The organism is Kribbella sp. CCNWLW201 (genome assembly GCF_037203805.1).
Classification (GTDB): Bacteria; Actinomycetota; Actinomycetes; order Propionibacteriales; family Kribbellaceae; genus Kribbella.
On record NZ_JBBCBQ010000005.1, the window covers coordinates 437,799 to 464,123 of the forward strand.

Annotated in this window: 27 protein-coding genes; 14 read left to right on the forward strand and 13 right to left on the reverse strand. The window is 68.5% G+C overall.

The annotated features are described in order from the left end of the window. Nucleotides 1–5: 5 nt before the first annotated feature. Nucleotides 6–1,085, forward strand: coding sequence for a serine hydrolase domain-containing protein (locus tag V9K99_RS23900; RefSeq protein WP_337012434.1), 1,080 nt, complete (start codon nucleotides 6–8; stop codon nucleotides 1,083–1,085). On the opposite strand, the gene V9K99_RS23905 is transcribed toward V9K99_RS23900, so the two are convergent. Then, nucleotides 1,082–1,690: a ClpP family protease gene (locus tag V9K99_RS23905; RefSeq protein ID WP_337012432.1), complete on the reverse strand. Its 609-nt coding sequence runs from the start codon at nucleotides 1,688–1,690 to the stop codon at nucleotides 1,082–1,084. The genes V9K99_RS23900 and V9K99_RS23905 overlap by 4 nt on opposite strands. Further along, nucleotides 1,690–2,283: a ClpP family protease gene (locus V9K99_RS23910; protein WP_337012430.1), complete on the reverse strand. Its 594-nt coding sequence runs from the start codon at nucleotides 2,281–2,283 to the stop codon at nucleotides 1,690–1,692. Before V9K99_RS23910 ends, V9K99_RS23905 begins: the two co-directional genes overlap by 1 nt. A gap of 98 nt (nucleotides 2,284–2,381) precedes the next feature. On the opposite strand from V9K99_RS23910, the gene V9K99_RS23915 reads away from it, so the two are divergent. Beyond that, nucleotides 2,382–2,759 carry a hypothetical protein gene (locus V9K99_RS23915; RefSeq protein ID WP_337012428.1) on the forward strand — a complete coding sequence of 126 codons (378 nt, stop codon included), beginning with the start codon at nucleotides 2,382–2,384 and terminating at the stop codon, nucleotides 2,757–2,759. On the opposite strand, the gene V9K99_RS23920 is transcribed toward V9K99_RS23915, so the two are convergent. Then, nucleotides 2,756–3,379: a class I SAM-dependent methyltransferase gene (locus tag V9K99_RS23920; protein WP_337012426.1), complete on the reverse strand. Its 624-nt coding sequence runs from the start codon at nucleotides 3,377–3,379 to the stop codon at nucleotides 2,756–2,758. The genes V9K99_RS23915 and V9K99_RS23920 overlap by 4 nt on opposite strands. Nucleotides 3,380–3,438: 59 nt before the next feature. Here V9K99_RS23920 and pcrA point away from each other — a divergent pair, with 59 nt between their 5' ends. Together pcrA and V9K99_RS23930 are read left to right on the forward strand one after the other, a co-directional pair. Further along, nucleotides 3,439–5,757, forward strand: coding sequence for a DNA helicase PcrA (pcrA, locus tag V9K99_RS23925; RefSeq protein ID WP_337012424.1), 2,319 nt, complete (start codon nucleotides 3,439–3,441; stop codon nucleotides 5,755–5,757). Between the two features lie 86 nt (nucleotides 5,758–5,843). Next, on the forward strand, nucleotides 5,844–6,407 hold the full coding sequence (locus V9K99_RS23930) for a hypothetical protein (RefSeq protein WP_337012422.1): 564 nt from the start codon (nucleotides 5,844–5,846) through the stop codon (nucleotides 6,405–6,407). On the opposite strand, the gene V9K99_RS23935 is transcribed toward V9K99_RS23930, so the two are convergent. The 4 genes from V9K99_RS23935 to V9K99_RS23950 all read right to left on the reverse strand — a co-directional run bounded on the left by V9K99_RS23935 (nucleotide 6,404) and on the right by V9K99_RS23950 (nucleotide 10,256). Beyond that, nucleotides 6,404–7,717, reverse strand: coding sequence for a lanthionine synthetase LanC family protein (locus V9K99_RS23935; RefSeq protein ID WP_337012420.1), 1,314 nt, complete (start codon nucleotides 7,715–7,717; stop codon nucleotides 6,404–6,406). The two genes, V9K99_RS23930 and V9K99_RS23935, sit on opposite strands and share 4 nt — an antisense overlap. After that, the gene (locus tag V9K99_RS23940; RefSeq protein ID WP_337012418.1) at nucleotides 7,681–8,199 is read right to left on the reverse strand and encodes a DUF6886 family protein; all 519 of its coding nucleotides are present in this window, start codon (nucleotides 8,197–8,199) and stop codon (nucleotides 7,681–7,683) included. The genes V9K99_RS23935 and V9K99_RS23940 overlap by 37 nt, the downstream gene beginning before the upstream one ends. Before the next feature lie 42 nt (nucleotides 8,200–8,241). After that, entirely contained in the window at nucleotides 8,242–9,000 is a 759-nt protein-coding gene (locus V9K99_RS23945) for a M23 family metallopeptidase (RefSeq protein WP_337012416.1), read from the reverse strand. A gap of 395 nt (nucleotides 9,001–9,395) precedes the next feature. Then, nucleotides 9,396–10,256, reverse strand: a complete 861-nt coding sequence (locus V9K99_RS23950) for an esterase/lipase family protein (RefSeq protein ID WP_337012414.1) — start codon at nucleotides 10,254–10,256, stop codon at nucleotides 9,396–9,398. 134 nt (nucleotides 10,257–10,390) lie between these two features. On the opposite strand from V9K99_RS23950, the gene V9K99_RS23955 reads away from it, so the two are divergent. From V9K99_RS23955 to V9K99_RS23975, 5 genes are all read left to right on the forward strand, one after another. Beyond that, nucleotides 10,391–10,810 (forward strand): cobalamin B12-binding domain-containing protein, encoded by a 420-nt coding sequence (locus V9K99_RS23955; RefSeq protein WP_337012412.1) that lies wholly within the window; start codon nucleotides 10,391–10,393, stop codon nucleotides 10,808–10,810. A gap of 352 nt (nucleotides 10,811–11,162) precedes the next feature. Then, nucleotides 11,163–12,482: an ABC transporter substrate-binding protein gene (locus tag V9K99_RS23960; RefSeq protein ID WP_337012410.1), complete on the forward strand. Its 1,320-nt coding sequence runs from the start codon at nucleotides 11,163–11,165 to the stop codon at nucleotides 12,480–12,482. Between the two features lie 94 nt (nucleotides 12,483–12,576). Beyond that, on the forward strand, nucleotides 12,577–13,647 hold the full coding sequence (locus tag V9K99_RS23965; RefSeq protein WP_337012408.1) for a carbohydrate ABC transporter permease: 1,071 nt from the start codon (nucleotides 12,577–12,579) through the stop codon (nucleotides 13,645–13,647). Continuing rightward, nucleotides 13,644–14,522, forward strand: coding sequence for a carbohydrate ABC transporter permease (locus V9K99_RS23970; RefSeq protein ID WP_442914777.1), 879 nt, complete (start codon nucleotides 13,644–13,646; stop codon nucleotides 14,520–14,522). Before V9K99_RS23965 ends, V9K99_RS23970 begins: the two co-directional genes overlap by 4 nt. Beyond that, nucleotides 14,519–14,722, forward strand: coding sequence for a hypothetical protein (locus V9K99_RS23975; protein WP_337012405.1), 204 nt, complete (start codon nucleotides 14,519–14,521; stop codon nucleotides 14,720–14,722). The genes V9K99_RS23970 and V9K99_RS23975 overlap by 4 nt, the downstream gene beginning before the upstream one ends. A gap of 449 nt (nucleotides 14,723–15,171) precedes the next feature. Here the strand turns inward: V9K99_RS23975 and V9K99_RS23980 are convergent, their stop codons facing one another. After that, a complete protein-coding gene (locus V9K99_RS23980) occupies nucleotides 15,172–16,821 on the reverse strand; it encodes a glycoside hydrolase family 13 protein (protein WP_337012403.1) in 1,650 nt (549 codons plus the stop codon). Nucleotides 16,822–17,009: 188 nt separating this feature from the next. On the opposite strand from V9K99_RS23980, the gene sucC reads away from it, so the two are divergent. After that, nucleotides 17,010–18,179 (forward strand): ADP-forming succinate--CoA ligase subunit beta, encoded by a 1,170-nt coding sequence (sucC, locus tag V9K99_RS23985; RefSeq protein WP_337012401.1) that lies wholly within the window; start codon nucleotides 17,010–17,012, stop codon nucleotides 18,177–18,179. Between the two features lie 14 nt (nucleotides 18,180–18,193). After that, nucleotides 18,194–19,084, forward strand: a complete 891-nt coding sequence (sucD, locus tag V9K99_RS23990) for a succinate--CoA ligase subunit alpha (protein WP_337012399.1) — start codon at nucleotides 18,194–18,196, stop codon at nucleotides 19,082–19,084. 42 nt (nucleotides 19,085–19,126) lie between these two features. On the opposite strand, the gene V9K99_RS23995 is transcribed toward sucD, so the two are convergent. Next, nucleotides 19,127–20,455, reverse strand: a complete 1,329-nt coding sequence (locus V9K99_RS23995; protein WP_337012397.1) for a hypothetical protein — start codon at nucleotides 20,453–20,455, stop codon at nucleotides 19,127–19,129. A 273-nt stretch (nucleotides 20,456–20,728) separates the two neighbouring features. Here V9K99_RS23995 and V9K99_RS24000 point away from each other — a divergent pair, with 273 nt between their 5' ends. The 3 genes from V9K99_RS24000 to purH are packed head-to-tail and all read left to right on the forward strand — an operon-like array spanning nucleotide 20,729 to nucleotide 24,178. Further along, entirely contained in the window at nucleotides 20,729–21,979 is a 1,251-nt protein-coding gene (locus V9K99_RS24000; protein ID WP_337012474.1) for a cell division protein PerM, read from the forward strand. Nucleotides 21,980–21,989: 10 nt separating this feature from the next. Then, on the forward strand, nucleotides 21,990–22,622 hold the full coding sequence (gene purN, locus V9K99_RS24005) for a phosphoribosylglycinamide formyltransferase (protein ID WP_337012395.1): 633 nt from the start codon (nucleotides 21,990–21,992) through the stop codon (nucleotides 22,620–22,622). Further along, nucleotides 22,619–24,178 (forward strand): bifunctional phosphoribosylaminoimidazolecarboxamide formyltransferase/IMP cyclohydrolase, encoded by a 1,560-nt coding sequence (gene purH, locus V9K99_RS24010; RefSeq protein WP_337012394.1) that lies wholly within the window; start codon nucleotides 22,619–22,621, stop codon nucleotides 24,176–24,178. The genes purN and purH overlap by 4 nt, the downstream gene beginning before the upstream one ends. Nucleotides 24,179–24,383: 205 nt before the next feature. Here the strand turns inward: purH and V9K99_RS24015 are convergent, their stop codons facing one another. The 4 genes from V9K99_RS24015 to V9K99_RS24030 all read right to left on the reverse strand — a co-directional run bounded on the left by V9K99_RS24015 (nucleotide 24,384) and on the right by V9K99_RS24030 (nucleotide 26,173). After that, nucleotides 24,384–24,653, reverse strand: coding sequence for a DUF3017 domain-containing protein (locus tag V9K99_RS24015; RefSeq protein WP_337012393.1), 270 nt, complete (start codon nucleotides 24,651–24,653; stop codon nucleotides 24,384–24,386). A gap of 64 nt (nucleotides 24,654–24,717) precedes the next feature. After that, complete coding sequence (locus V9K99_RS24020) at nucleotides 24,718–25,575, reverse strand: bifunctional methylenetetrahydrofolate dehydrogenase/methenyltetrahydrofolate cyclohydrolase (RefSeq protein WP_337012392.1); 858 nt, start codon at nucleotides 25,573–25,575, stop codon at nucleotides 24,718–24,720. Between the two features lie 159 nt (nucleotides 25,576–25,734). Then, a complete protein-coding gene (locus V9K99_RS24025) occupies nucleotides 25,735–26,040 on the reverse strand; it encodes a hypothetical protein (protein WP_337012390.1) in 306 nt (101 codons plus the stop codon). Between the two features lie 10 nt (nucleotides 26,041–26,050). Beyond that, nucleotides 26,051–26,173: a hypothetical protein gene (locus tag V9K99_RS24030; protein ID WP_337012389.1), complete on the reverse strand. Its 123-nt coding sequence runs from the start codon at nucleotides 26,171–26,173 to the stop codon at nucleotides 26,051–26,053. Nucleotides 26,174–26,325 lie beyond the last annotated feature (152 nt).

The following is a 26,325-nucleotide window of genomic DNA, read 5'->3' on the forward strand; positions in this document are numbered from 1 at the left end:
CGTCAATGGAGTTGGGTGGGGAGTGCGAACCGCGGGATGTCCGGATGGATGCCGCGCGGCTGGGGGCCGCTGTCGAGCTGGTCCGGTCCCGTAAGGCCGCGGCGCAGCTGTGCGTGATCCGGGACGGCCGGGTGGTGATGGACCAGGCGATCGGGTGTGCGCCGGACGCGTTGTTCTGGCTGTTCTCGGCGAGCAAGCCCTACGTAGCGATCGTGATCCACCAGCTGGTGGAGGCCCGGCGACTGCACCTGGACGACGGGGTGGCGGCGTACTGGCCCGAGTTCGGCGAGAACGGCAAGCGGGCGATCACCGTTCGGCAGGTGCTCCAGCACCGGTCCGGGCTGACCACGGTCGGCAGGTATCTCGCCGAGGCCCGGGCGATGACCGACTGGGATCGGTCACTGCGGCGGATCGAGCAGGCTCGGCCGCTCTGGCCCATCGACACGGTCGCGTACAGCCCGCTCGCGTTCGGCTTCGTCCTCGGTGAGATCGCGTATCGGTGCACTGGGCAACCGATCGAGGAGCTGGTACGACGCTCGATCCTGGAACCGATGGGTGTCGCCGACACCTTCCTCGGAGTGCCCCCCGACCAGTGGGATCGGGCCGTACCGGTCCGGGTGAGCGGCCCGGTCGGCCCGGTCGTCCAGTCGATCGTGAACAACCGCAGTACCCGGCAGGCCGTCGTACCGGCGGCCGGAATCTCCACCACCGCGCGGGACCTGGCCGCGCTCTACCAAGCCTTGTTGCAGGGTGGATCGGGAATCCTGCGGCCGGAGTCGATCACGGCGATGGTCGCGCCGACCAGTGAGGGCGAGCTGGACCGGACCGTCGGCGCGCCGATCCGGTGGTCGCAAGGGTTCCAGCTCGGCGGGCCGCGGTTCGTTCCGGAGGCGATCACGCCGTTCGGGACGACGAGCAGTCCGCGGACGTTCGGGCACAACGGCAGCAACTGCTGTATCGGCTGGGCCGATCCCGACCGGCGGATCGCCTACGCCTACCTGACCAACCGGATCGGCCGCCGGGACGTCGACGCCGCCCACCACGCCGCCGTCGCCGACAAGATCCTCGAGGCCACCTTCGATTAGGAGAACACCGGCACCGGGATCCTGCTCTCGACGACCTGGTCGACGATCCCGTAGTCGCGGGCGCCCTCGGCGGTCAGCACGTGGTCGCGATCGGTGTCGTGCCGGAGCCGTTCGATCGTCTGACCGGTGTGCGCGGCGAGGATCGACTCGACCTGACCGCGGACCCGGACCACCTCGTCGGCCTGCAGGATCAGGTCCGGGATGGTGCCCTGACCGCGGGCGGCCGGCTGGTGCAGGACGACCCGCGCATGCGGCAGTACGGCGCGACGCCCGGGCGCACCGGCGGCGAGCAGGACCGCGCCGGCCGAGATCGCCTGGCCGACGCAGAACGTCGACACGGGCGACTGGATGTACTGGATCGTGTCGTAGATCGCGAGCATCGCGGTCATGTCGCCGCCCTCGCAGTTGATGTAGAAGTTGATCTCCTGGTCCGGCTTGTCCGCCTCCAGGTGCAGCAACTGGGCGATCAGCGCATTCGCGACACCGGCGTCGATCGCCGTACCGAGGTAGATGATCCGCTCGCTGAGCAGGTGCGAGTAGACGTCCATGATGCGCTCGCCCCGCGGGTTCTGCGCGATCACGTTCGGGATGGTGTAAGAGCTCATCACGCAGCCTTTCGCTGGGGCATCACTTGGTCGAAGGACTCGACGATGTGGTCGATGAAGCCGTACTCGCGGGCCTGTTCGGCGGTGTACCACTTGTCGTGCAGCGAGTCCTCGTGCACGGTGTCGAACGGCTGCCCGGTGTCCTCGGCGATCAGCGCGAGCACGGTGTCGCGGATGTGCCGCAGGTCGTTCGCCTGGATCTCGATCTCCACCGCGGACCCACCGATCCCGGCCGATCCCTGGTGCATCAGGACCCGGGCGTGCCGCAGTGCGTACCGCTTGCCCGGCGCTCCGGCGGACAGCAGGAACTGCCCGGCGCTGCAGGCCAGCCCGATCGCCAGCGTCGACACCTCACACGGCACCAGCCGCATCACGTCCCGGATCGCCAGCATCGACGGCACCGACCCGCCGAGCGAGTGGATCCACAACGCGATGTCGCGATCCGGATCCTCGGCCGCGAGGGTGAGGATCTGCGTCGCCAGCAGGGTCCCGTTGTCGTCGTCGAGGGTTCCGTCCAGTACGACGATGCGCTGCCCGAGCAACCGCTGTCGCGCGGCCTCGTTGAACAGCGGTGGTTTGTTGTCATCAGCCATGTCTTCAACCCTGACCGCCGCACCGGGCGCACCCCAGCTTTTCTGCTGACGGCAAGTCTGCCCACAGCGGACAAAGCTTTGTGGCAGGCTCCTGCTCCGTGAACTTGAGTGACAACGCGATCCTGGTCGCAGACGATCTGTCCGACCAGGAACGCACCCTGCTGGAACTGACGGCCACCCCGGCCGCGACGCTGCTCGGGGCGGTGTCGATGATTCTGCGTACGACGCTCTTCGGCGAGGACCCCGCGGTCTGGGTCGACATGTGGCAGGCCCGCCCCGACCTGGCCCGGGTCGAGTGGATGGACGGTCCCGAACTGCCGGCCGTCGTCGCCCACCTGGCCGCGAAGGACTACGAGGGCACCATCGAGGGTGTCCCGGGTCTTCGCGTCACGTCCTGCGACGACAACACCGCCAGGATGCATTGGCTCGGCGCATCCACCCCAGTGGAACTCCACCTCACCCGCCAACTCTCCTAAGGCCGGACCGCCCGTCCCAGGATGTGTGGAGAGGCGGGGTTGGGCCCGAACCTGAAGCGGTCCATGGTCGTGATCGTGAAGCCGGCGGTGGTGATGGCGGTGGCGGTGTCGCGGTGAACGTGGCAGCCGCCGCTGAACCAGGACCAGATGGTGGCATCCGCGATCCGCTGAACCCGGTCCAACCCGGTGTCCGGATCGGCTGCGACGTGTTCGTAGAACCTGAGTTCGCCGCCTGGTCGTAGTACTCGGAAAGCCTCCGCCAACGCGTCGGCCTGGTCCGGGACCGAGCACAGCACGAGCGACGCGACCACGGCGTCGACCGAGGCATCGGCGAGCGGCAGGCGGTCCGCCGTACCGTTGACGACTTCCACCGGGACGGCGGCCGCGAAGGCCGCGGACTCGGCCTTCGCGCGCAGATAGGGCTCCGGCTCGACGGCCACCACGCTGGTCACCTCGGCCGGGTAGTGGGCGAAGTTCCCGCCGTCGCCCGCACCGACCTCGACCACCCGCCCGGCCAGACCGTCCAGCAGCGCCCGCCGGTGATCGGTCACACCCTGCTCGTCCAACGCCGGCCGCGCCCGCGCATACAGCCGCGCGAACACCGGATGTGACTGACCCATGGAGCCACCATAGGTGCGTGTTTCGGGAACTGTCCGGGGGACGGCCTAAGGTGTTGGTGATGACTACGCTGTTCTCGCCTGATGAGCTCCCGGTGCCGCTGGAGGAGCCCAAGAAGCATCGGACCGATCCGGACGCGCTGCTCGAAGGGCTGAACCCGCAGCAGCGGGCCGCCGTCGTGCATGCGGGCAAACCGCTGCTGGTGGTGGCCGGTGCGGGCTCGGGCAAGACCCGGGTGCTGACTCGCCGGATCGCCTACCTGCTCGCCGCCCGGGACGCGCACCCCGGGTCGGTGCTCGCGATCACGTTCACCAACAAGGCCGCCGCGGAGATGCGCGAGCGGGTGGTGGACCTGGTCGGGCCGCGGGCGAAGCTGATGTGGGTCTCGACGTTCCACTCGTCCTGTGTGCGGATCCTGCGCCGCGACATCAAGCGGTTCGGGATCAACTCGACGTTCTCGATCTACGACGACACCGACTCGCGCCGGCTGATGACGCTGGTCTGCCGCGAGCTCGACCTGGACGTCAAGCGGTACAACCCGCGCGCGGTGCTGAACTGGATCAGCACCCAGAAGAACGAGCTGATCGACCACGAGACGGCCGCGTCGAAGACGTCGAACCACCTGGAAGAGACGTACGCCGAGTGCTACCGGATCTACCAGGAGCGGTTGGCCCAGGCGAACGCGCTGGACTTCGACGACCTGCTGATGACCACGGTCAACCTGTTGCAGGCATTCCCGGAGGTCCGGGAGTACTACCGGCGCCGGTTCCGCCACGTGCTGGTCGACGAGTACCAGGACACGAACCACGCGCAGTACACGTTGATCCGCGAGCTGTGTGCTGAGGACCCGGTGGGCTCCAGCGGCCCGACCGTGCCGCCGGCCGAGCTGATGGTGGTCGGTGACTCGGACCAGTCGATCTACGCGTTCCGCGGGGCGACGATCCGCAACATCCTCGCCTTCGAGGAGGATTTCGCCGGCGCCGAGACGATCCTGCTGGAGCAGAACTACCGCTCCACCCAGACGATCCTGACCGCGGCCAACGCGGTGATCAGCCGGAACGAGGGCCGCAAGGCGAAGAACCTCTGGTCCGACCAGGGCCAGGGCGAGCAGATCGCGGTGTACGTCGCTGACAACGAGCACGACGAGGCGCAGTTCGTCGCCGACGAGATCGATCGGCTGACCGACGCGGACGGGGTGAAGCCGTCCGACGTGGCGGTGTTCTACCGGACGAACGCCCAGTCCCGGGTCTTCGAAGAGGTCTTCATCCGGACCGGCCACCCGTACAAGGTGGTCGGCGGCGTCCGGTTCTACGAGCGCAAGGAGGTCCGCGACGCGCTCGCGTACCTGCGCGTGCTGGTGAACCCCGAGGACACCGTCTCGCTGCGCCGGATCATGAACGTGCCGAAGCGCGGGATCGGCGACCGGGCCGAGGCCGCGATCGAGGCGCTGGCGGCCCGGGACCGGATCTCGTTCGCCCAGGCGCTCCGCCGGGCCCAGGACGCGCCAGCGATGGCGAGTCGCTCGGTGAACGCCGTACAGGCCTTCGTGGACATCCTCGACGAGCTGACCGCGATGGTCGACTCCGGTGCACCGCCGGACGACATCCTCGACGTCGCGCTGCACCGGTCCGGGTACTACGAGGAGCTGCAGAAGTCACCGGATCCGCAGGACGAGACCCGGCTGGAGAACCTGGACGAGTTCATCTCGGTGGCGCGGGAGTTCGTCGAGGAGCGGACGGCGGCCGGTGAAGCGGCCGATCTGCAGGCGTTCCTCGAGCGGGTCGCGCTGGTCGCCGACGCGGACCAGATCCCGGACGCGGTCGACGACGGCGGTGTGGTCACGCTGATGACGCTGCACACCGCGAAGGGCCTGGAGTTCCCGGTGGTGTTCCTGACCGGGATGGAGGACGGCGTCTTCCCGCACTCGCGGTCGCTCACCGACATGAAGGAGCTGGAGGAGGAGCGGCGGCTCGCCTACGTCGGGATCACCCGGGCGCGGCAGCGGCTGGCGATCTCCCGGGCCGCGGTCCGGTCGGCGTACGGCGCTCCGCAGCACAACCCGCCGTCCCGGTTCCTGGAGGAGATCCCGGCCGAGCTGCTCGACTGGCGACGGGACGAGTCCGCGATCACCCGCTGGTCCGGCACGGGGACGTCGACCGGCAGCGGCATCTCCAGTCGCTACGAGCCACCCCGTCGGACCGCTTCGGACAAGCCGGTCATCAGCCTCAACCCGGGCGACCGGGTCGTCCACGACAGCTTCGGGATGGGCACCGTCGTGGTGGTCCGCGGCGAAGGCCAGCAGGCCCAGGCAGACATCGACTTCGGGTCGGAAGGTGTCAAGCGGTTGCTGCTTCGTTACGCACCGGTGGAGAAGATCTAAGTCAAGTTCTTGGACTTTCACGTTGCATCTGGGCCGGAGATTGAGACAATCAAGGATCTTCGGCCCTCCCCCGGAAGCGTCCCCCCGTGTCCAAGTCGGTAGCAGGTAGTAACCGCCGGATCATCCTGGCGGGAGCCAACCCTGGGCTGCGGCTGTTCGACGAGTCCGGCAAGGTGACGGCGTACGCGTCGATCTGGATGGTCGACTGGTCGATCCGCGGCGCCGGTACGGCGGTCGTCCTCTGGTTCGACGGGATCGTCCGGGTGGTGTCCGAGGACGTCGATCTGGCCGCCTGGCTGGAGCGCTACTTCGTCCGCTCGTTCCTCGAGGTCCAGGGCCTGCCCTGGCACGAGCCGGCGGTCGAACGCGACCTGGTCCAGGTGTCGATGAACCTGGCCGACGGCCTCAGCGCCAAGGCCGCCGACATCCAGATCGAGATGGGCGGCGTCCTCGACCGGCGGCTGTTCGCCACCGACAACTTCCAGCTCGCCGAGGGCAACCACAGCCTCAGCCTGGTGATCGCCCCGGTCCGGTCCGCGACCGTCTCGATCGGCGGTGCCTCGGTCCCCGGTTTCGTCCAGGTCGACGGCTCACCCGACAAGCCCGGTTCGTCCGCGTTTCTGACGACAGCGGAGGTCTGGCGCCGCTAGAGCGCCCACCAGTTCTCCATCCGCTCGACCGCGTCGGTGCCACCGTCGAGCGTGCGCTGCAGCCTGAACAGGTACGCCGCGATCCCTGCCGCACCCTGCATCCAGCCGACACCCGGAGGCAGCAGCGGCTCCTCGTTGCGGTGTTCGACGAAGCGCCAGTACGCCGTGCCGTCGTCGTGGAACGCCCGCTCCACCAGGGCATCCCCGAGCCGTACGGCGAACTCCAGGTCCTGCTCGTCACGGTCGCGGTGCCACGCGTCCAGGAACGCATCGCCGGCTCCCGCCGTACCGCAGCAGCGTCCGTCGTTGTCCCAGAAGCCCGGGTGGAGCCGTTCGGGCACACCGGAGTAGCGGACGCTGTCCAGACACCGCCGATGCCAGACGGGCGGCGTCTCACCGGCCACCTTGTCCACCCCGGCGTACTCGAGTGCGCGGAACAGCAGCGACGTACCAGGGCCGCCGTGGCACCAGTTGTACGTGTACTCGTCGCCATGCCGCTCCGCCCACGGGATGACGCGCGGCACCCGGAAACCCTTGTCGTCGTTGATCCCGAGCGTCACCAGGTGCTCGGCGCCGCCGTGGGCCGCCTCGATCAGGTCCGGTCTCTTGAGTTCGACGCCTGCCAACGCCAGGACTGTCGCGATGCCGGCCAGACCGTGCGAGAAGTTCGGCATCTCGCCCCTGGGCTCGGTCCAGAAGCGGCGCGGGATGAACTGCCAGTTCGCCGGCTCTTCCTTCTCGGCCATCAGCAGGTCGGCGGCTCGCTCTGCCAGTGAGTGGGCGTCCTCGCCCTGTCGACCGGCCCAGAGCGCGCCCAGCAGGACAGCGCCGGTGCCGAGCGTCACGTCGTTCCCGACCGCGTCCGGCAGGTACGTCGGTGGATCGAGGAAGCTCTCGTGCCACCCACTGTCGATGCTGAGCTCGGCGATCCGGTCCAGCGCAGCCTGCGAGCCCGGTTCGCCGAGGGCAGTGAGTACGCCGATGCCGCTGACCAGACCGTCGAAGTAGGTGATCGAGGCTTCGGTCGGGAGCGCGGAGCGGATCCGGTCCGCGATCGCGCCGGCCAGCTCTGCTTCCTCGGTGGTCCAGGCGCGGGTCAGCTTGATCTCCGCCAGTGTGTGCGCGAGCCCGCCGATCCCGCTGTGCATGCCGTGGGTGTACTCCTTCGGCTTGTCCCCGCCCGCCGCCTCGGGGATCCACGGCCCGGCCTCGTCCCACTGCACCTGCTGGAGCACCCAGCGCCAGGAGGCTTCGCCGAGTTCGCCGTACGACGTCATGGCCGGGCGTTCCGGAGCCGGATACCGCTCCACTCGAGGGAGCTGGCGGTGACCTCGGCCCAGAAGTCGTGCAGCCGGGACAGCACGCGCAACTGGATACCGGCTTCGTCATGGAGTTCGAACAGATCGCGGACGCGTTCAGGCGGGCCGAGCGGCCGGACCTCGGTGGTCGCGACGAACGCGGCATCGTTCACCGTGAAGAGGCTAGCGGGGAGGCGGTAGGCGTAGAGCTTGACCGAGCGCATCGCGTCCAGCCAGCCGTATTCGACGGCGTGCACGCGGGTGCCGGAGCCTGCACCGATGATGCGGTCGCGGTCGGCGGAAGTGGTGGAGGGGCCTACCCACGCCATCGCGCGGGGGCACTGCCTCGGGAACCAGTAGTCAGGGGCTCGGTCGTGGCCGACGGCCCAGACGTAGGGAGTGGCCGGCTGCGCCGTCTTGGCGACGTGCGGCCGGAAGACCTCGATGGCCGGATCTTCGGAGAAGTGCAGAACTTCTCCGGCTGCTGGACGCATGACCGGCAGCTTAGTCAGGTGGGCAGGGGACCTGCTGGGGATTTACGGGTTGAGGCCGCAGTGGTCGCGCAGCCACGGCATCGGGTCGGTCGCGTCGCCGCCGTCCGGGTGGACCTCGAAGTGCAGGTGCGGGCCGGTGGTGTTGCCGGTCATCCCGACCGCGCCGACCTGGTCACCGGCGTACACAGTCTCACCGACCGACACGCTGAACTTCGACATGTGGTTGTACCAGGTGACGGTGCCGTCCTCGTGCCGGACCTGGACCTGGCGGCCGTAGGCGCCGGCCCAGTCGGCGAAGATCACCACACCCTTCATCACGGTCCGGATCGGGGTGCCGATCGGGGCGGCGAAGTCGGTGCCGGTGTGGTTGCGGGCCCAGCGGCTGCCGCCCTGGCCGAAGGTCGCGGTGATGCGGTAGCCGGAGACCATCATCTCGCAGCGGGTGGCGGACTCGCGGGCCTTCTTCTCGGCCGCGTCCGCCGCGGCCTTCGCCTGGGCCAGCGCGGAGGCGCGCTTGGCGGTGAGGGCCTGGGTGGCGGTGAGCTTCGCGGCCCGGGCCTTGGCCAGCTGAGCGGCGGCGGCCTGCTTCTTGTTCGTGTCGTTGCCGGCCAGTTGGACCCGGGAGGAGTCACGGGTGGCGAGCTGGCGGGCCTGGATGCGTGCGGTGGTGATCCCGGACATCTGTCCGTTGTCCAAGCTGAGGGCGGCGAGGTTGACCGCCGAGTTCGCCTGTGTCGGCGAGGCGAGCGAGCTGTGACTGAACCCGACAGCTCCTGCCGCCGCAGCGAGGGCTGCGGTCAAACCGACGATCTGGGTACTACTCGGGGTGGTACGCCTGGCAACACGATGCTTGGCACTGTGACGTCCTGCGCCGGTATTGCGCGCAGCGTTGCCTGGCGTGACGCGGTTGCCCGCGGCACGGTGCTGGGACACAACGTGGCCTTTCGGTCACAGGGGAGGGGCTTGTGGGAGGGGCTGAGGCCTTGGGAGGGCCGGTGCTCTTCCCGCCGTCCGGGGGTTTATTCCCCGTCGGGCTCCACGCACGATAACGGATCAGTCACGAGGCGACAAACCCTGCCACCCCCTTTTCCACGTCTCCTTCACGAAACCTTTGCATGAGCGCCTGCACGTGCATCTGCCGGAAGGCGCCCAAAAGGCTTCCCCATCAGGCAGAACTACGCATGTCAGGACAATGATCAGGCGACGGTGTTCTCGTCGTCCTGCTCGTCCAGCTGAGCCAGCATCCCGGTGATCCGGTGCACGACCTCGCCGTGGAACGGCAGGGACAGGTGGCCCACGCCGTTCACGCGGACATTACTAGCCGCCAGATCGGGGTGCGCGATCCGGGCCCGCCGTTGCGGCACGATCAGCTGGTCGACGTCGCTGTAGAACGCGACGAACCTGGTCCGGCAGTCAGGCGCCGGCTCGGCCAGCTCGGCCATCAGGTCGCTGTCCGGGCGCACCTGCTTGACCAGCGGCCACGGCAGCAGCCGCGCGGCGACAGTGCCCTGGTGTGGCGTGCCGAGGGTGACGCAGGTGTGGACCCGCTCATGACCGCCGAGCCGCTGGATGTAGTACCGCGCGATCAGTCCGCCCAGGCTGTGCCCGACCACATGGATCTGGTCCGACCCGGACTGCTCGCAGATCCGCTCGATCTCGTCCGCCATCCGTTCCGCCGTACGGCGTACGTCCAAGGTCAGCGGTGAGTACGAGAACGTGTGGATGCTGCTGAAACCGCGACGCACGAGTTGCCGGCGCATCAGGGCGAAGACGGTGTGGTTGTCGATGATCCCGTGGGCCAGCAGGATCGGCGTACCGGCGGCCCGGACGTCGCGGACCAGCAGGCCGCGCTGGGCCGGCGTCAGGCCGGTCAGGTTGAGTCGTTCGGTGCGGGAGCCGGAACCGCTGACCAGGCCGAGCGGATACATCGCCAGATGGGTGGTCAGCCACCCGATCTCTACCGCGGCGCCCTGCAGGACGCGAGGCGACAGCGCGGACCGCGCGCCGTACCTGAGTCCGTCCAGCGCGCCGCGTACGTCGTCCTGCCAGGTACTCATGGGCGACTCCTCACAGCAACCAGACCCCCCGATTGGTCCGATCTCTTCCACGGTAACCGGTTCCCTCCGGGCGTGTCGGGGAACACACACCTCCGTGTCTTATCCGTGAGGAACGAAGCGGTTAGCCTGCGAGCATGCCTGCTACGAGTCCTCTGCGCGTCGTCGTCGCCAAGCCGGGTCTGGACGGCCACGACCGTGGCGCGAAGGTGGTCGCCCGGGCCCTGCGGGACGCCGGGATGGAGGTCATCTACACCGGCCTGCACCAGACCCCGGAGCAGATCGTCGAGACCGCGATCGCCGAGGACGCCGACGCGATCGGCCTGTCGGTGCTGTCCGGTGCGCACATGACCCTGTTCAAGCGGGTCCGCGAACTGCTCACCGAGCGGGACGCCGACGACATCGTGGTGTTCGGCGGCGGCATCATCCCGGACGCCGATCTGCAGCCGCTGGCCGAGCTCGGCGTCCACAAGATCTTCACTCCCGGCGCCACCACGACCGAGATCGTCGAGTGGGTCCGCGGCCACGTCGGCGACGCCTCCGCCTCTCCGGCCTGAGGCGCTCCGGACGCGCGCCGCTCGCGTGCTGGAGAACGTCCGTTCCGCTCCGGAGCGTGATGGCGACTGGGTGGAGTCGTTCTGAACGAATACCGTGCGTTCAGTCACGTTACTAACCGGTAATACCGAATCGTTAAGAAAGACCCGGTTGTGCGGGCTGTCGAATCGCGGTCGCATACAGCCATGCGGCTGTCCATGTTCAGAGGCTGTCGAGTGGCAAGGTGTGTGGTTCAGGACACATCACCCCCCTCGTCGGTTACTGTCCGGACAGGCGGGATCGCAGCGTGGTGGGGAACTGTGACCCGCTGACGCAGGACCAAGCGAATTCCCATCGGGAGAGGGCAGGTAAACGATGAGGTTTGAACGATCACACACACGCAAGGCGGCCTTCGCAGCCGTCGTCAGCAGCCTCGCGCTGCTTGCGACCGCGTGTGGTGGCGGTGACGACGGGGGCGGTGGAGGCAACGGCGCGGCCGGGGGTGCGCTCGAGGGTCGCGGCCCGATCAACTTCGCCACCGGCAAGGACACCTCCGGGAACCTGACGAACCAGGTCGCGGCGTGGAACTCCCAGCACCCGGACGAGAAGGTCACGGTCTCGGAACTTCCGGAGTCCGCCGACCAGCAGCGCGCGCAGATGATCTCGAACGCTCAGAACAAGTCCGACGCGTTCAGCGTGCTGAACCTGGACGTGGTCTGGACGGCCGAGTTCGCGGCCAACCGCTGGGTCACGGAGCTGCCGCAGGACCAGTTCCCTGACCTGGGCAAGCTGCTGCCGTCGACGCTCGAGACCGCGAAGTACAAGGACAAGCTGTACGCCGTACCGGTGACGTCGGACGGTGGTCTGCTCTACTACCGGAAGGACCTGCTGGACAAGGCAGGCGTGCAGCCGCCGAAGACCTGGGAAGAGATGGTCGCTGCCTGTGCCAAGGTGAAGGCACTGCCGGAGGGCAAGAACATCGGCTGCTACGCCGGGCAGTTCGAGAAGTACGAAGGCCTCACGGTGAACTTCTCCGAGGCGGTCAACGGCGCTGGTGGTGTCGTTGTCGGTGACGATGGCAAGCCGAACGTGGACACCCCGGAGGCACTGGCCGGCCTGACCGCGCTGACCGAAGGCTTCAAGACGGGCTTCATCCCGAAGGCCGCCATCACCTACCAGGAGGAGCCGGGCCGCCGGGCGTTCCAGGAGGGCAACCTGCTCTTCCACCGCAACTGGCCGTACGTGTACGCGCTGGCCGGTAAGACCGACGGCTCGTCGAAGATCGCCGGCAAGTTCGCGGTCGCGCCGCTGCCGGGCCTGAAGGGTCCGGGCGTGTCCACCCTGGGTGGCCACAACTACGCGATCTCGGAGTTCGCCAAGAACAAGGCGACCGCGGCGGACTTCATCAAGTTCATGTCGAGCGAGGAGCGACAGAAGGCGAACATCGAGAAGACCTCGCAGGCGCCGACCTGGGCCTCGCTGTACGACGACGCGGCGCTGAACAAGCAGTTCCCGTACCTGGCTCCGCTGAAGGCCTCGATCGAGACCGCGAAGTCGCGGCCGAAGGTGGTCAAGTACGGCGACGTCACCACCGCGATCCAGGAGGCGGCGTACGGCGCTCTGACCGGTACGACGCCACCCAAGGACGCGTTGGCCGAACTGCAGACCAAGTTGAGTTCGCTCATCACGCAATGACCGAAGCGGCGAGGCCGGCGCGTAGCGACACCGCTGCGCGTCGGCCCCGGCCTGTCGCTGTCCGCTGGAGGCGGGCAGAGAGAAGGAGGCAGAGGTGAGTACATCCGCCCCGGTCGCCGAGCGACCGACACCGGAGACCACCAAGAAGCCCAAGCGGACCTCGTTCAACGAGGGCACCGGCCGGCTGGCCGCGTTGCTGCTGTCGCCGACGATGATCGTGCTGATCCTCGTCGTCGGGTTGCCGATCCTCGCGGCGTTGCGCGAGTCGCTGTACACGAGCGGTCAACGGATCGACGAATCGGGCTTCGTCATCCAGGGCTCCGAGTTCGTGGGCCTCGACAACTTCACGGCGATCTTCTCCGGCGAGACCGGCGATCGATTCTGGAACGCTTTCTACAACACCACGTTCTTCACCGTCGCCTGTGTGGTCCTGGAGACCGTCCTGGGTGTCGCGATGGCCCTGGTGATGCACAAGGCGTTCAAGGGCCGCGCCATTGTGCGGGCCAGCATCCTGGTCCCGTGGGCGATCCCGACCGTCGTCTCGGCGCTGCTGTGGAAGTGGATCTTCCAGGCCGACGGTATCGCCAATGAGATGCTCGGCACCCAGATCCTGTGGTCCACCGAGGGTTGGCAGTCGGTGCTGTCGGTCATCATCGCCGACACCTGGAAGACCGCGCCGTTCATCGGGCTGCTGGTGCTTGCGGGCCTGCAGACGATCCCGGACGAGGTCTACGAGGCCGCCAAGGTCGACGGCGCCAGGGTGTGGTCGACGTTCGTCCATATCACGATGCCGTTGGTGAAGCCGGCGCTGCTGGTGGCAGTGCTGTTCCGCATCCTCGACACGCTGCGGATCTTCGACCTGCCGTTCGTGCTTGTCGGCCCGAACAAGGAGTCCGTCGAGACGCTGTCCATCCTGGCGTACCTCGAAGCCAACCAGACCCGGTACGGGCCGGCGGCGGCGTACGCGACCTTGCTGTTCATCTACGTCGCTGTGGTCGCGTATGTGTTCGTCAAGTTGCTGGGTGCCGACGTGTTCGGTGACGCCATCCAGCGGAAGCCGAAGAAGAACGGCAGGAACGGGCGAGGCCGGGGCAAGCAGCAGGAGGCCCCAGCCGCGTTGGCCGGATTGACCGCCGGTGGCGGCGGCGGAGGAGGAGGTGCGTGATGGCTGTTGCTGAGAAGGCCCCGAGGGCGATCGACATCAAGGCGGCCGAGGCGCCGTGGTACCGGCGGTGGCTGCCGCTGATCGGTGTCGCGCTGATCGTGCTCTACTGCCTGCTGCCGTTCTTCTGGATGGTGGTGTCGTCGCTGCGGCGGCCGACCGACCAGTTCGAGAACACGATCATTCCGTCGCCTGTTTCACTGACCAATTTCTCCGACGTGTTCAAGCCAGGTACCGGGTTCGGCCGTGGTTTGCTGAACAGCCTGATCGTGGCCGGCACGGTGACGATCCTGACGCTGATCATCGGGATGGTGGCGGCGTACACCCTGGCCCGGCTGGAGTTCCGGGGCAAGAACTTCGTGCTGGCGATCATCATCGTCACCTCGATGTTCCCGGGGATCTCGCTGGTGATCCCGCTGAAGAAACTGTTCGTCAACATCGAATGGATCAACACCTACCAGGCGATGATCGTGCCCAGCCTGTCATTCGCGTTGCCACTGGCGGTGTGGCTCTTGACCGCGTTCTTCCGGCAGATGCCGCGAGAACTCGAGCAGGCCGCGATGGTGGACGGCTGCACGCCGGCCCAGGCGTTCCGCAAGGTGATCCTCCCGTTGGCCGCTCCGGGTGTGTTCACCACCGCGATCATCACCTTCATCGCGGCCTGGAACGAGTTCCTGATCGCGCTGAGCATGGTGAACAAGAAGGAGTACCAGACCGCCAACGTGGTGATCTCGCAGTTCACCGGCACGTCGGGACGCGACCAACCGTTCGGCAGCCAGATGGCGGCCGGCGTGGTCGTCACCATCCCGCTGGTGATCGCCGTACTGATCTTCCAGCGTCGTATCGTCGCCGGCCTCACGGCAGGTGGCGTGAAGTGAGCTTGTTCCGCAACCGGGCGGACCGGGACCGCCGCGACCGGGACGACCGGGCGCGGCGGGACCGCGAAGACAGGGAGCGGCGGGACTCCGACGAGCGCGATCGGCGCGACCGTGAGGAACGGGCGCGCCGGGACCGCGAGGACCGGGACCGGCAGGAACGGGATCGGCGCGATCGCGAGAATCGCGCCCGCCTCCGCTAACAAAACAGAAGGCCGGAGCCGCTCAGACGACTCCGGCCTTCCGGCGGACTGGGGAGGATATCCCACCCGAATCGAGCAGGGATCCTCCCCGCTCCGGTCATTGCCCGCCTGTGCGGCGTTGCCGTGACGCCGCCGACCCGGCCGACCGTTTGCGGTGGGTCAGCTCACCTCAAGGTGGGTTGGCCAACCAGAATCCGGTGAGCCAACCCACACTCTGGTTGGCTCACCCACCACATCGGCACCCCCCGACGGCGGTGCCAGAACCGGGAGAGCCTGGGCCTATGGCAGGAGCGGTGACTGGCGTCGGCGGGTGGCAGGAATCATCCGCGGCATCACAGAACCGCCCTGAAAAGCCCGAACCCGGGCGACCAGTCGTCCAGCCGGGGGAAACAGTCGTCCGGTTTGGGCTAGGCAGTAGCCGGCCGTCGGCTACTGCCTAGCCGTCCGGGTCAGATCTCGAGCCAGGCGGTGGTGTCGACCGGCAGGCGGTTGCCGGACAGGGGTTCGCTGGTGAGGAGGATGGTCTTGTGGGTGGGGAGAGGGACGGGGGCGTCGCTGAGGTTGGTGACGCAGCGGAAGCCCGGGTCGCGGGTGAAGGAGAGCACACCGGCGGGGACGTCTTCGTCCCAGCTGAGGCGGCCTTCGCCGAGGGCTTCGGTGGAGCGGCGGATGCGGAGGGCGGCCTTGTAGAGGTTGAGGTGGCTGCCGGGGTCGGACGCCTGGGCCTCGGCGGTGAGTGAGGACCAGTCGGCCGGCTGGGGGAGCCAGGGCTGGCCGTCGCCGGTGCCGAAGCCGAAGGGTGGTTCGGAGCCGGACCACGGGATGGGCACGCGGCAGCCGTCGCGGCCGCGGACGGTGTGGCCGGAGCGCTCCCAGACTGGGTCGTCGAGGAGTTCCTCGGGGAGGTCCTCGACCTCGGGCAGCCCGAGCTCGTCACCTTGGTAGATGTACGCCCCGCCCGGCAGCGCGAGCTCCAGCAACGCGGCCGCCCTGGCCCGGCGCAGTCCCAGTTCCAGATCGGTCGGCACCGTGCCGGCGGGCATCGACGCGTCCTTCTGGTCACGACCGTAGCGAGTGCGGTGGCGGATCGTGTCGTGGTTGCTCAGCACCCAGGTGGCCGGTGCACCGACGGCCCAGAAGTGCTCGGTGGTGTGGTCGATCACCTCCCGCAACTCTTCGGCGTCCCACGGGCACTGGAGCGCGTCGAAGTTGAACGCCGAGTGCAGCTCGTTCGGCCGGACGTACTGCGCGAGCCGGTCGGCCGGGGACAGCCAGGCCTCGGCGACGAACACCCGTGGTCCGAGCGGTGTGGCGGCGTACTCGTCGGCGATCCGGCGCCAGCGCTGGTGGATGTCGTGCACGCCCGGCTGGTCGTACGTCGGATGGCCTTCGTACTTGTCCCGGGTGACTTCACCGTTCGGGGCAGGGATCACATCGGGCAGCGTCGCGTCCTTCGCCATCGAGTCGGCCACGTCGATGCGGAATCCGTCGACGCCGCGGTCGAACCAGAAGCGCAGGATCGAGTCGAACTCCTCGATCACCTTCGGGTGGTCCCAGTTCCAGTCCGGCTGGCTGACGTCGAACAGGTGCAGGTACCACTGGCCGTCGTCGATCCGGGTCCAGGCCTGCCCGCCGAACGCGGCCGGCCAGTTCGTCGGCGGCTCCGATCCGTCCGGGCCCTTGCCGTCGCGGAACCAGAACAGGTCGCGTTCCGGAGAGCCCTTGCCCGCGGCCAGGGCGGCCTTGAACCAGGGGTGATCCCAGGAGCAGTGGTTCGGGACCAGGTCGATCAGGATCCGGATCCCGAGCGCGTGCGCCTCGGCGATCAGCGCGTCGGCGTCCGCCAGGGTGCCGAAGTCGGGGTTGATGTCCCGGTAGTCGGACACGTCGTACCCGCCGTCGAGGAGCGGGGACGGGTACCACGGGCTGATCCAGATCGCGTCGATGCCGAGCTCGGCGAGGTAGGGCAGCCGGGCCCGGATGCCGGTCACGTCACCCGTGCCGTCGCCGTCGGCGTCGGCGAAGGAACGGGGGTACACCTGGTAGACGACGGCGCTACGCCACCAGTCGTCAGCTGGTCTGGTCGCTGCATCGGTCATGCCGCCCAGCCTTTCACGAGCGGGCAAGAGTGCTGTGACGGTCGTCTCAGCGTGTACCCCGGCTGTTGCGGAGGACGGCGGGGTGGCTAGTCTCAGGCCGACGGAACGCGCCGGCGACCGTGCCCTCCATCGGGAACTGCCCGCCTGCCGCGGCCTACTCGAACAGGTGCGAGAGAGGGACCACAGTCGTGGACTTGATGGAATACCAGGCGAAGACTGTCTTCGCCAAGCATGGAGTGCGGACGACCGTGGGTGAGGTCGTCACCACTCCGGAAGCCGCCCGCGCGGCCGCCGAGAAGATCGGCGGCCGGGTCGTGGTGAAGGCCCAGGTGAAGACCGGCGGCCGCGGTAAGGCCGGTGGCGTGAAGCTGGCCTCCTCGCCGGACGAGGCGGAGGAGAAGGCCCGCGAGATCCTCGGTCTGGACATCAAGGGCCACATCGTCAAGACGCTGAACATCGTGCCGGCCGCGGCGATCGCGGAGGAGTACTACTTCTCCTTCCTGATCGACCGGGCGAACCGCAACTACCTGTGCATCGCGTCGGCCGCCGGCGGCATGGAGATCGAAGAGGTCGCGCACACCAACCCGGACGCGGTGGCGAAGATCTCGATCGACCCGGCCACCGGGGTGGACGAGGCGAAGGCCCGCGAGATCGCCCGGGCGGCGAAGTACCCCGAGGAGATCCTGGACGCGGTCGCGCCGGAGATCGTCAAGCTGTACGAGGTCTTCATCGGCGAGGACGCGTCGCTGGTCGAGGTGAACCCGCTGGTCAAGCTCGAGGACGGCAACGTCGAGGCGCTGGACGGCAAGGTCACCCTTGACGAGAACGCGGACTTCCGGCACCCGGAGCACGCCGAGTTCGAGGACGCGTCCGCGGACGACCCGCTGGAGGCGGCGGCCAAGGCCAAGGGCCTGAACTACGTGAAGCTGGACGGCTCGGTCGGCATCATCGGCAACGGCGCCGGCCTGGTCATGTCCACCCTCGACGTCGTCGCGTACGCCGGGCAGGAGTACGGCGTGAAGCCGGCGAACTTCCTCGACATCGGTGGCGGCGCGTCCGCCGAGGTGATGGCGAACGGGCTGGAGATCATCATCTCCGACGCCCAGGTGGAGAGCGTCTTCGTCAACGTCTTCGGCGGTATCACCGCCTGTGACGCGGTCGCGAACGGCATCGTGCAGGCGTTCGAGCTGCTCGCCAGCCGCGACGAGCACGTCACCAAGCCGCTGGTCGTCCGGCTGGACGGCAACAACGCCGAGGAGGGCCGCCGGATCCTCGACGAGGCCGGTCTGGCCGGTCTGGAGCGGGTCGACACGATGGACGGCGCCGCCAAGCGGGCCGCCGAGCTGGCTGCGAAGTAAGGGATCGCTGAACAATGTCTATCTTCCTGACCAAGGACAGCAAGGTCATCGTCCAGGGCATGACCGGCTCGGAAGGCACCAAGCACACCACCCGGATGCTTGCCTCCGGCACCAACATCGTCGGCGGCGTGAACCCGCGCAAGGCCGGCCAGAGCCAGGACTTCGACGGCAAGGCGGTACCGGTCTTCGGCACCGTCGCCGACGCCGTCAAGGAGACCGGTGCGAACGTCTCCGTCATCTTCGTGCCGCCGAAGTTCACCAAGGACGCCGTTCTCGAGGCGATCGAGGCCGCGGTGCCGCTGGTCGTGGTGATCACCGAGGGCGTGCCGGTACACGACACGGCCGCGTTCTTCGCTGCCGCGCAGGCCTCCGGCACCACCCGGATCATCGGCCCGAACTGCCCGGGCATCATCACGCCGGGTGAGTCGAACGCCGGCATCATCCCGGCTGACATCGCCGGCCAGGGCCGGATCGGTCTGGTGTCGAAGTCGGGCACGTTGACCTACCAGATGATGTACGAACTGCGGGACTTCGGGTTCTCCACCGCGATCGGGATCGGCGGTGACCCGATCATCGGGACCACGCACATCGACGCGTTGCAGGCGTTCCAGGACGACCCGGACACCGACGCGATCGTGATGATCGGTGAGATCGGTGGTGACGCCGAGGAGCGGGCGGCCGCGTTCATCAAGGCGAACGTGACCAAGCCGGTCGTCGGCTACGTGGCCGGGTTCACCGCGCCGGAGGGCAAGACGATGGGTCACGCGGGCGCGATCGTGTCCGGTTCGTCCGGGACGGCGGCCGCGAAGCAGGAGGCCCTCGAGGCCGTCGGCGTGAAGGTCGGCAAGACGCCCACCGAGACCGCCAACCTGATGCGCGAAATCATGCAGGGCCTTACCAAGTAAGGCGTGTAGAAAGCGGGACCCGCGGTGCGGGTCCCGCTTTCTTTATTTGTACGTCGCCGAGCGTTCCGCGGCCCGGGTCAGGGTCTCGTTGAACGCGGTGTCGGAGATGTCCAGGCCCTTCAGCACCGGGAACAGGACGTAGACCGCCTGGCTCCCGGTCGAGGCGATGCCGATCCGGTAGGTGAAGGTCTTCCCGCCGCCGGTGTCGTACGACGCCCGCCAGCTCTCACCCTTGATCAGGGTGTTCGTCAGCGTCCCGGTCGACTTCACCTTCGCGTTCGAGACGTTCTTCTCGCAGGTGTCCACGTTCTTGCGGATCTGGTCGGCGAACGCCTTCGCGGCGGCCGGGGTGGCGAACTTCATGACCGTGTCGTCCAGGCCGAACTCGGTCGGTACCTTGGCCTCCGGTGTCACGTACGTGAGCGTGGCGGACTTCGTCGCCTTGGCGGCCTTCAGGTTGATCTTCTCGCAGCCGGTGCCGGTCCCGGTCTTGGTGGGCGGGCTGCTGACCCACGGCTTGTCGATACCGCTCAGCACCGGGAGATCGACCGGCGCCATGAACCCGGGCAACTCGGTGGTCGGCAGCAGGCTCGGCTTGGCCAGCGGCGCCCCGGTGCCGCAGCCGCCGGTCTGGGCGCAGATCCGCTTCAGGCCGGCTGACGCCGCGGCCAGGAGCGGCTCGGGCTTGGGCGGCGTACCGGCGGTCGAGTCGTGTTCCAGCACCATGGTGGCCTGGCCGGCGATCGCGACGGCGATCGACTTGTACTTCGTCTTGCCGCTCGAGGGCTGGCCGAAGACCGCGAGCACGCCGCGCTCGCCGACCCCGGTCATGGCGTAGCTGGAGGTGAGCCGGACCTGCGGGGTGGAGCAGGCGCTCAGCCAGCCGACGATCGCGCTGTAGGCCTTGCCCGCGGCGGCCTTGTCGTTCGATACCTCGACGTACTGGACCGCGGTGTCCTTGGTGGCCGAGTTCTGCAGGTTGCGGACCCAGGTGCGCTGGCCGGCCGGGTCGGCGAACCGCTGGGACTGGCAGACGAACGCGCGCTCCGGGGCGCTGCTGCCGTCGGCGGTCTTGGTGACCGTCCAGGCGCCGGTCGCGCCGAGTGGCTTGGCCGTGGTGGCGTCAAGCAGGACCTTGGCATCGGCCAGCACGTTCGTGTCGGCCGGTTTGTCGTCGGAGGCGCCGGAGTTCGGACCCGAGGCATCGTCGCCGCCGAAGGCGTTCAGCGCGGCGACACCGCCGCCGCCGACCAGTACGACGACCGCGATTCCGGCGGCGATCGTCTGGTTCCGCTTGCGCGCCTTCTGCCGGCGTGCCTCCCGGGCAGCGGCGCGACCGCCGCCGCGGGGTGCGCGGTGGGAACCGGCCAAAGCTCGACCTCCTGACTGATTCCACCCGACAGTACCCGGTGGTCCCTGGTCGTCCCCACCCAGCCGGATCGCGGACACCGACCGGTGCCGACCCGCCAACTGAGCGTGAACAAGCGGGGGGAAGTCTTCCATATCCGGCGTGTCAGAACGAGTGGTCCCCCGAGGCGGGAGACCATGTGAGTCGGATGAGCGAGCGCAGCGAGCGAACAATGGGCAGAGCACCGTTCTCGGTCGCGCCGGAACCGAGCGAAGCGAGGTGAAGGTGTGACCGACATGCTGAGCCGTCCGGGCGCCCGTGACGGCGGACCACACCAGGCGCCCGGGCCTGCCCCCTCCGACGTCGCCGCCCCGACCAAGCCGGTGGTCCTGTCGGCAGTGATCTCTGCGGGCGCGTGCTTGCTCACCGGGCTGCTCACCTGCGCCGCGGTGGCCGTCATCGGCTGGCTGGCCGCTACCTTCGGTGGCGCGTCCGGAGCCATCCGGGCGGGTGCGGCGGCCTGGCTGGTCGCGCACAAGGCCGGTGTGACCCTCGGCAGTGGTGCCATCACGATCGCGCCGCTCGGGTTGACGCTCTTCCTCGGCTGGTGCCTGTACCGCGGCGGCAAGTCCGCTGCCCGCACCAGCGCGGCGGACCGGACCAAGGACCTCATCCTGCTGGTCGGCACGTTCACCCTCGTCTACGCCCTGGGCGCGCTGATCATCGCCCTGCTCACGGCGGACGGCTCGCTGAAGGTGTCCCCGCTGTCCGCCTTCTTCGGTGCGGCCTCATTGGCCCTCGTCGCGGGGACGATCGGCGTACTGGTCGAGTCCGGGGCGGCCGCGGACATCGCCGACGCGACTCCTCCCGGTCTGCGTGACGCCGTGCCGGCCGCGGCTGCCGCCGTACTGACAGTGATCGCCATCGCCTCTCTGCTGTACGGCGTACTCCTGGCGATCCGTTTCTCCCGCGTCACCGGGATGCTGGAGCTCCTCAATGCCGGTGTGGTCGGGTCGGTCGTGCTGTTCGCGATCTGCCTGATGCTGATCCCGAACATGGTCCTGTACGTCGTCGCGTTCCTCGCCGGGCCCGGATTCCAGCTGGGAGTGGGTACGACGATCGCGCCGACCGGTGTGGACGTGGGCAATCTGCCGGCGCTGCCGCTGCTGGCCGCTGTACCGGCTGATGGAGCTACACCGACGTACCTGCTTGTGCTGACCGCTGTGGTGCCGTTGGCCGCCGGTGTGATCGCTGGGCTCGTCGTGGCTCGGCGTGGACTGGCGGAGGAGGACGCCGAGGCGCTGGGGTGGGATGCGTTCGCACTGCGGGGCGGTATGGCGGCTCTGGTCGCCGGACTGATGCTCTACGTGCTCATGGCGTTGTCAGGTGGCTCTGCCGGGCCTGGGCGGATGTCGGCCGTGGGGATCCCGGCCGCGCTGCCGGCGGCCGGCGTACTGGCGGCCGGAATGGCGATCGGGGCCTCGATCACGGCCGCGCTGATCGCCTCCCGCCGACCGGCTGACGTTGAGGCCGACGCCGGGCGATAAGCTTCGGCGCGTGACAGACCCGGTTGTGCCTACCCCCGAACCTGCGCGCATCGTCGTGCTCATCTCGGGGTCGGGGTCGAACCTTCAGGCTCTCCTCGACGCCTGCGCCGATCCGGCGTACGGCGCTCAGGTGGTCGCCGTCGGTGCCGACCGGGAAGGTGTCGCCGGGCTGGACCGGGCCGCCGAGGCCGGGGTGCCGAGCTTCGTGCACAAGGTCAAGGACTACGCCGAGCGGACCGACTGGGACCGCGCGCTGACCGCGTCCGTGGCCGAGTACAAGCCGGACCTGGTCGTCTCGGCGGGCTTCCTGAAGCTGGTCGGCGAGGACTTCCTGGCCGCGTTCGGCGACCGGTACATCAACACGCACAACGCGCTGCTGCCGTCCTTCCCCGGCATCCACGGGCCGCGGGACGCGCTCGAGTACGGCGTGAAGGTGGCCGGCGCGACCCTGTTCTTCGTCGACGGTGGGGTCGACACCGGGCCGATCATCGCGCAGGTCGCCGTACCCGTCGAGGACGACGACACCGAAGAAACCCTGACCGAACGGATCAAGGAGGTCGAACGCCGCCAGTTGGTGGAGTGGGTCGGCCGGCTGGTCCGCGACGGTTGGACCATCACCGGACGAAAGGTTCGACTGAAGTGAGCACCGACCGCAGGCCGATCCGCCGGGCGCTGATCAGCGTCTACGACAAGACCGGTCTGGAGGAGCTCGCTCAGGCGCTGCATACCGCCGGTGTCCAGCTGGTGTCGACCGGTTCCACTGCGGGGCGGATCGCGGCGGCCGGCGTACCGGTGACCAAGGTCGAGGAGCTGACCGGGTTCCCCGAGTGCCTGGACGGCCGGGTCAAGACGCTGCACCCGAAGGTGCACGCGGGCCTGCTGGCCGACGTACGGAAGTCCGAGCACGTCGAGCAGTTGGCCGAGATGCGGGTCGAGCCGTTCGACCTGCTGGTGAGCAACCTCTACCCGTTCACCGAGACCGTCGCATCCGGCGCATCGGTGGACGAGTGCATCGAGCAGATCGACATCGGCGGGCCGTCGATGGTCCGCGGCGCCGCCAAGAACCACGCCAACGTCGCGGTCGTGGTGTCGCCGTCGCGCTACCCGGAGATCGTCGCCGCGCTGTCATCCGGTGGTTTCAGTCTGGAAGAGCGGCAGCGGCTGGCCGTCGATGCCTTCGTGCACACGGCGTCGTACGACGTGGCCGTCGCCTCCTGGATGGGTAGCAACGTCACCGACACCAGCGAGGGCTCGGGCTTCCCGGCGTGGGTCGGGGCGACCTGGGACAAGTCCGCCGTGCTCCGGTACGGCGAGAACCCGCATCAGCCGGCGGCGTTGTACGTGAACGGCCGGGGTGGTCTGGCGGCCGCGGAGCAGTTGCACGGCAAGGAGATGTCGTACAACAACTACGTCGACGCCGACGCGGCCCGTCGTACGGCGTATGACTTCACTGAGCCGGCCGTCGCCATCATCAAGCACGCGAACCCGTGTGGCATCGCGGTCGGCAAGGACATCGCCGAGGCGCACCGCCGGGCCCACGAGTGCGACCCGGTGTCGGCGTACGGCGGCGTGATCGCGACGAACGCACCGGTGTCGGTGGACATGGCCAAGCAGGTCGCGGAGATCTTCACCGAGGTGCTGGTCGCGCCCGCGTTCGACGACGGTGCGGTCGAGATCCTGCAGGGCAAGAAGAACATCCGGCTGCTGGTCGCGCCCTCGCTGTCCGCTGCCGAGAAGGTCGAGATGCGGGCGATCAGCGGCGGCTTGCTGCTGCAGCACACCGATCGGTTCCAGGCTTCCGGTGACGACCCGTCGGCGTGGCAGCTCGCGGCCGGGCAGCCTGCATCCCCCGAGGTGCTCGCGGACCTCGCCTTCGCCTGGAAGGCCTGCCGGGCCGTCAAGTCGAACGCCATCCTGCTCGCCGCCGGCGGCGCCTCGGTCGGCGTCGGCATGGGCCAGGTCAACCGCGTCGACTCCTGCCGCCTCGCGGTCTCCCGCGCCGGCGAACGCGCAGTCGGCTCAGTCGCCGCCTCAGACGCCTTCTTCCCCTTCCCCGACGGCCTCGAGGTCCTCATCGAAGGCGGCGTCAAAGCAGTAGTCCAACCCGGCGGCTCCATCCGCGACGAAGCCGCCATCGAGGTCGCCGAAAAAGCCGGCATCACCATGTACTTCACCGGAACCCGCCACTTCTTCCACTGAGCCCGTCCTTCCCACGCGTGCCCTGGGGGTAAGTCTTCCCCGGGACACGCGGCGTGGTGCCAGGGAACCCGGAGCTGTGGCACTCATCAAGCCTGGACGAAGCGGGCGGGTACGGCTCAGCCGTGGGGCGAACTGCAGACGTCGGCGGGTTTGGTGAGTGGCACACGTCCGCACGATTCCCGCGCCCGGCGACGAAACCCGGCGGTCAGTTCGGGACGATGAGGGCCAGGGTGCCTATGGCCAGGCCTACGCCTATGAGGAGGGCGGTGTCGAACATGCGGCCGCGGACGTGGAGGAGGCCCGCGGCGGAGTCGCTGAGGGAGACGCGGAGGAGGCCGGCGAGGAGGACGGAGCCGGCGAAGACGAGTACGCCGTTGCGCCAGTTGTAGAAGGTGAGCACGACCAGGCCGGTCGCGGCGACCAGGAGCGACAGGGCCAGCGGCCACTCATTCCGCCGCGGAGCCTCGCCCGCCATCAGCACGCCACGCCCACTTCGCCCGCCGCAACCGCGTCGGCCACCGGGGCGATCACCGCGTAGATCACTGGGCGACGCTCGCTTCGGCGGCTTCGACGACGTTGGTGAGGAGCATGGCGCGCGTCATCGGGCCGATCCCGCCGGGCATCGGGGCGATCCAGGATGCCTTCTCACGGGCGGCGTCATCGATGTCGCCGACGATCTTGCCCTCGGCGTTGCGGCTGGTGCCGACGTCCAGCAGTACGGCGCCCGGCTTCACCATGTCGGCGGTGATCAGCCCGGCCGACCCGGCCGCCGCGATCACGATGTCGCCGGTCCGAACCACCGCGGCGAGGTCCTTCGTCCCCGTGTGGCACTGGGTGACAGTGGCGTTCTCCGTACGACGGGTGAACAGCAGCCCCATCGGACGACCAGCCGTCACGCCCCGGCCGACGACGACCACGTTGGCTCCAGCGATCGGTACGTCGTACCGGCGCAGGATCTCCACGCAGCCCTTCGGGGTGCACGGGAGCGGGCCGTCCTGGCCGAGGACGAGCTTGCCGAGGCTGACCGGGTGCAGGCCGTCGGCGTCCTTGACCGGGTCGATCAGGCCGAGGATCGCGTTCGTGTCGACATGCTTGGGCAGCGGGAGCTGGACGATGAAGCCGGTGCAGTCCGGGTTCTCGTTGAGCTCGGTGACCTTCGCGGCGATCTCGTCCTGGGTCGCCTCGGCCGGGAGCTCGACCTGGATGGAGGAGATGCCGACCGCCGCGCAGTCGCGGTGTTTGCCGGCCACGTACGCCCGGCTACCCGGGTCGTCTCCGACCAGGATGGTGCCGAGCCCGGGAACCACGCCCTGCTCGGCCAGCTTCGCGACCCGGACCTTCAACTCGTCCTTGATCGCCGCCGCCGTCGCCTTACCGTCCAGAATCTGCGCCGTCACGGCAACAGAGTCTGCCATGTCGAGGTGGGAGCCGTACCGACGGACGGGTAGTAGCCGACTCCGGACGACCTGCCCCCGCCTGAACATCCGGCCAGTCCGGCCAGCGTGCCGACCACTACCCGTCGATCGGTACGCCGAGCCGGCTTGGTGACCTGCGGTTCAGCTGGTGAGGTCGTAGACGGTGGTGCTGCCTACTGTCGTGGCGGTGTAGTTGGACTCGACCCAGGACTGGATCTCGCTGGCCGCAGAGGAGGAGCCGCCGCGGCCGCCTTGGCCGCCGGAGATGTAGTAGGCGATCTTGCCCTCGGCCACCCACCCTTGAACTGCGCCAGCGTCGGAGCGTCGTCGGTACCCGCTGAAGCCGCCGATGGCGATCACGGACTTGCCGGTCGAGAGCTCCAGCGAGGCTGCGGTCTGCGATCCGCTGACGGCTGCCGCCCAGGTGGTGGTCGTCTTGGACAGCAACTCGGCCAGCTCACTGCTCGACTGAGTGCCACCACCACCGCCCTGCTGCCCAGGCGAAGCTGACCGGACGGACCGGTGGGTCGACGCGTGCGGCGCCCGAGTGGGTGCGCGGCGGGTCCAGCAGGGTTGTCATGGATCGTCTCCTGTCACAAGGCACGGGGTCTGTGTGGTCTCCCTGGAAACGATGGCAACCAGGACTTCAGCCTCCGTGGGCGTCGGCTGGGAGGTTCCTGTGAGCCGGGAATGCCGGGGCTCTTGCCGCGGTTGAGGCAGTTAGTTTATTCT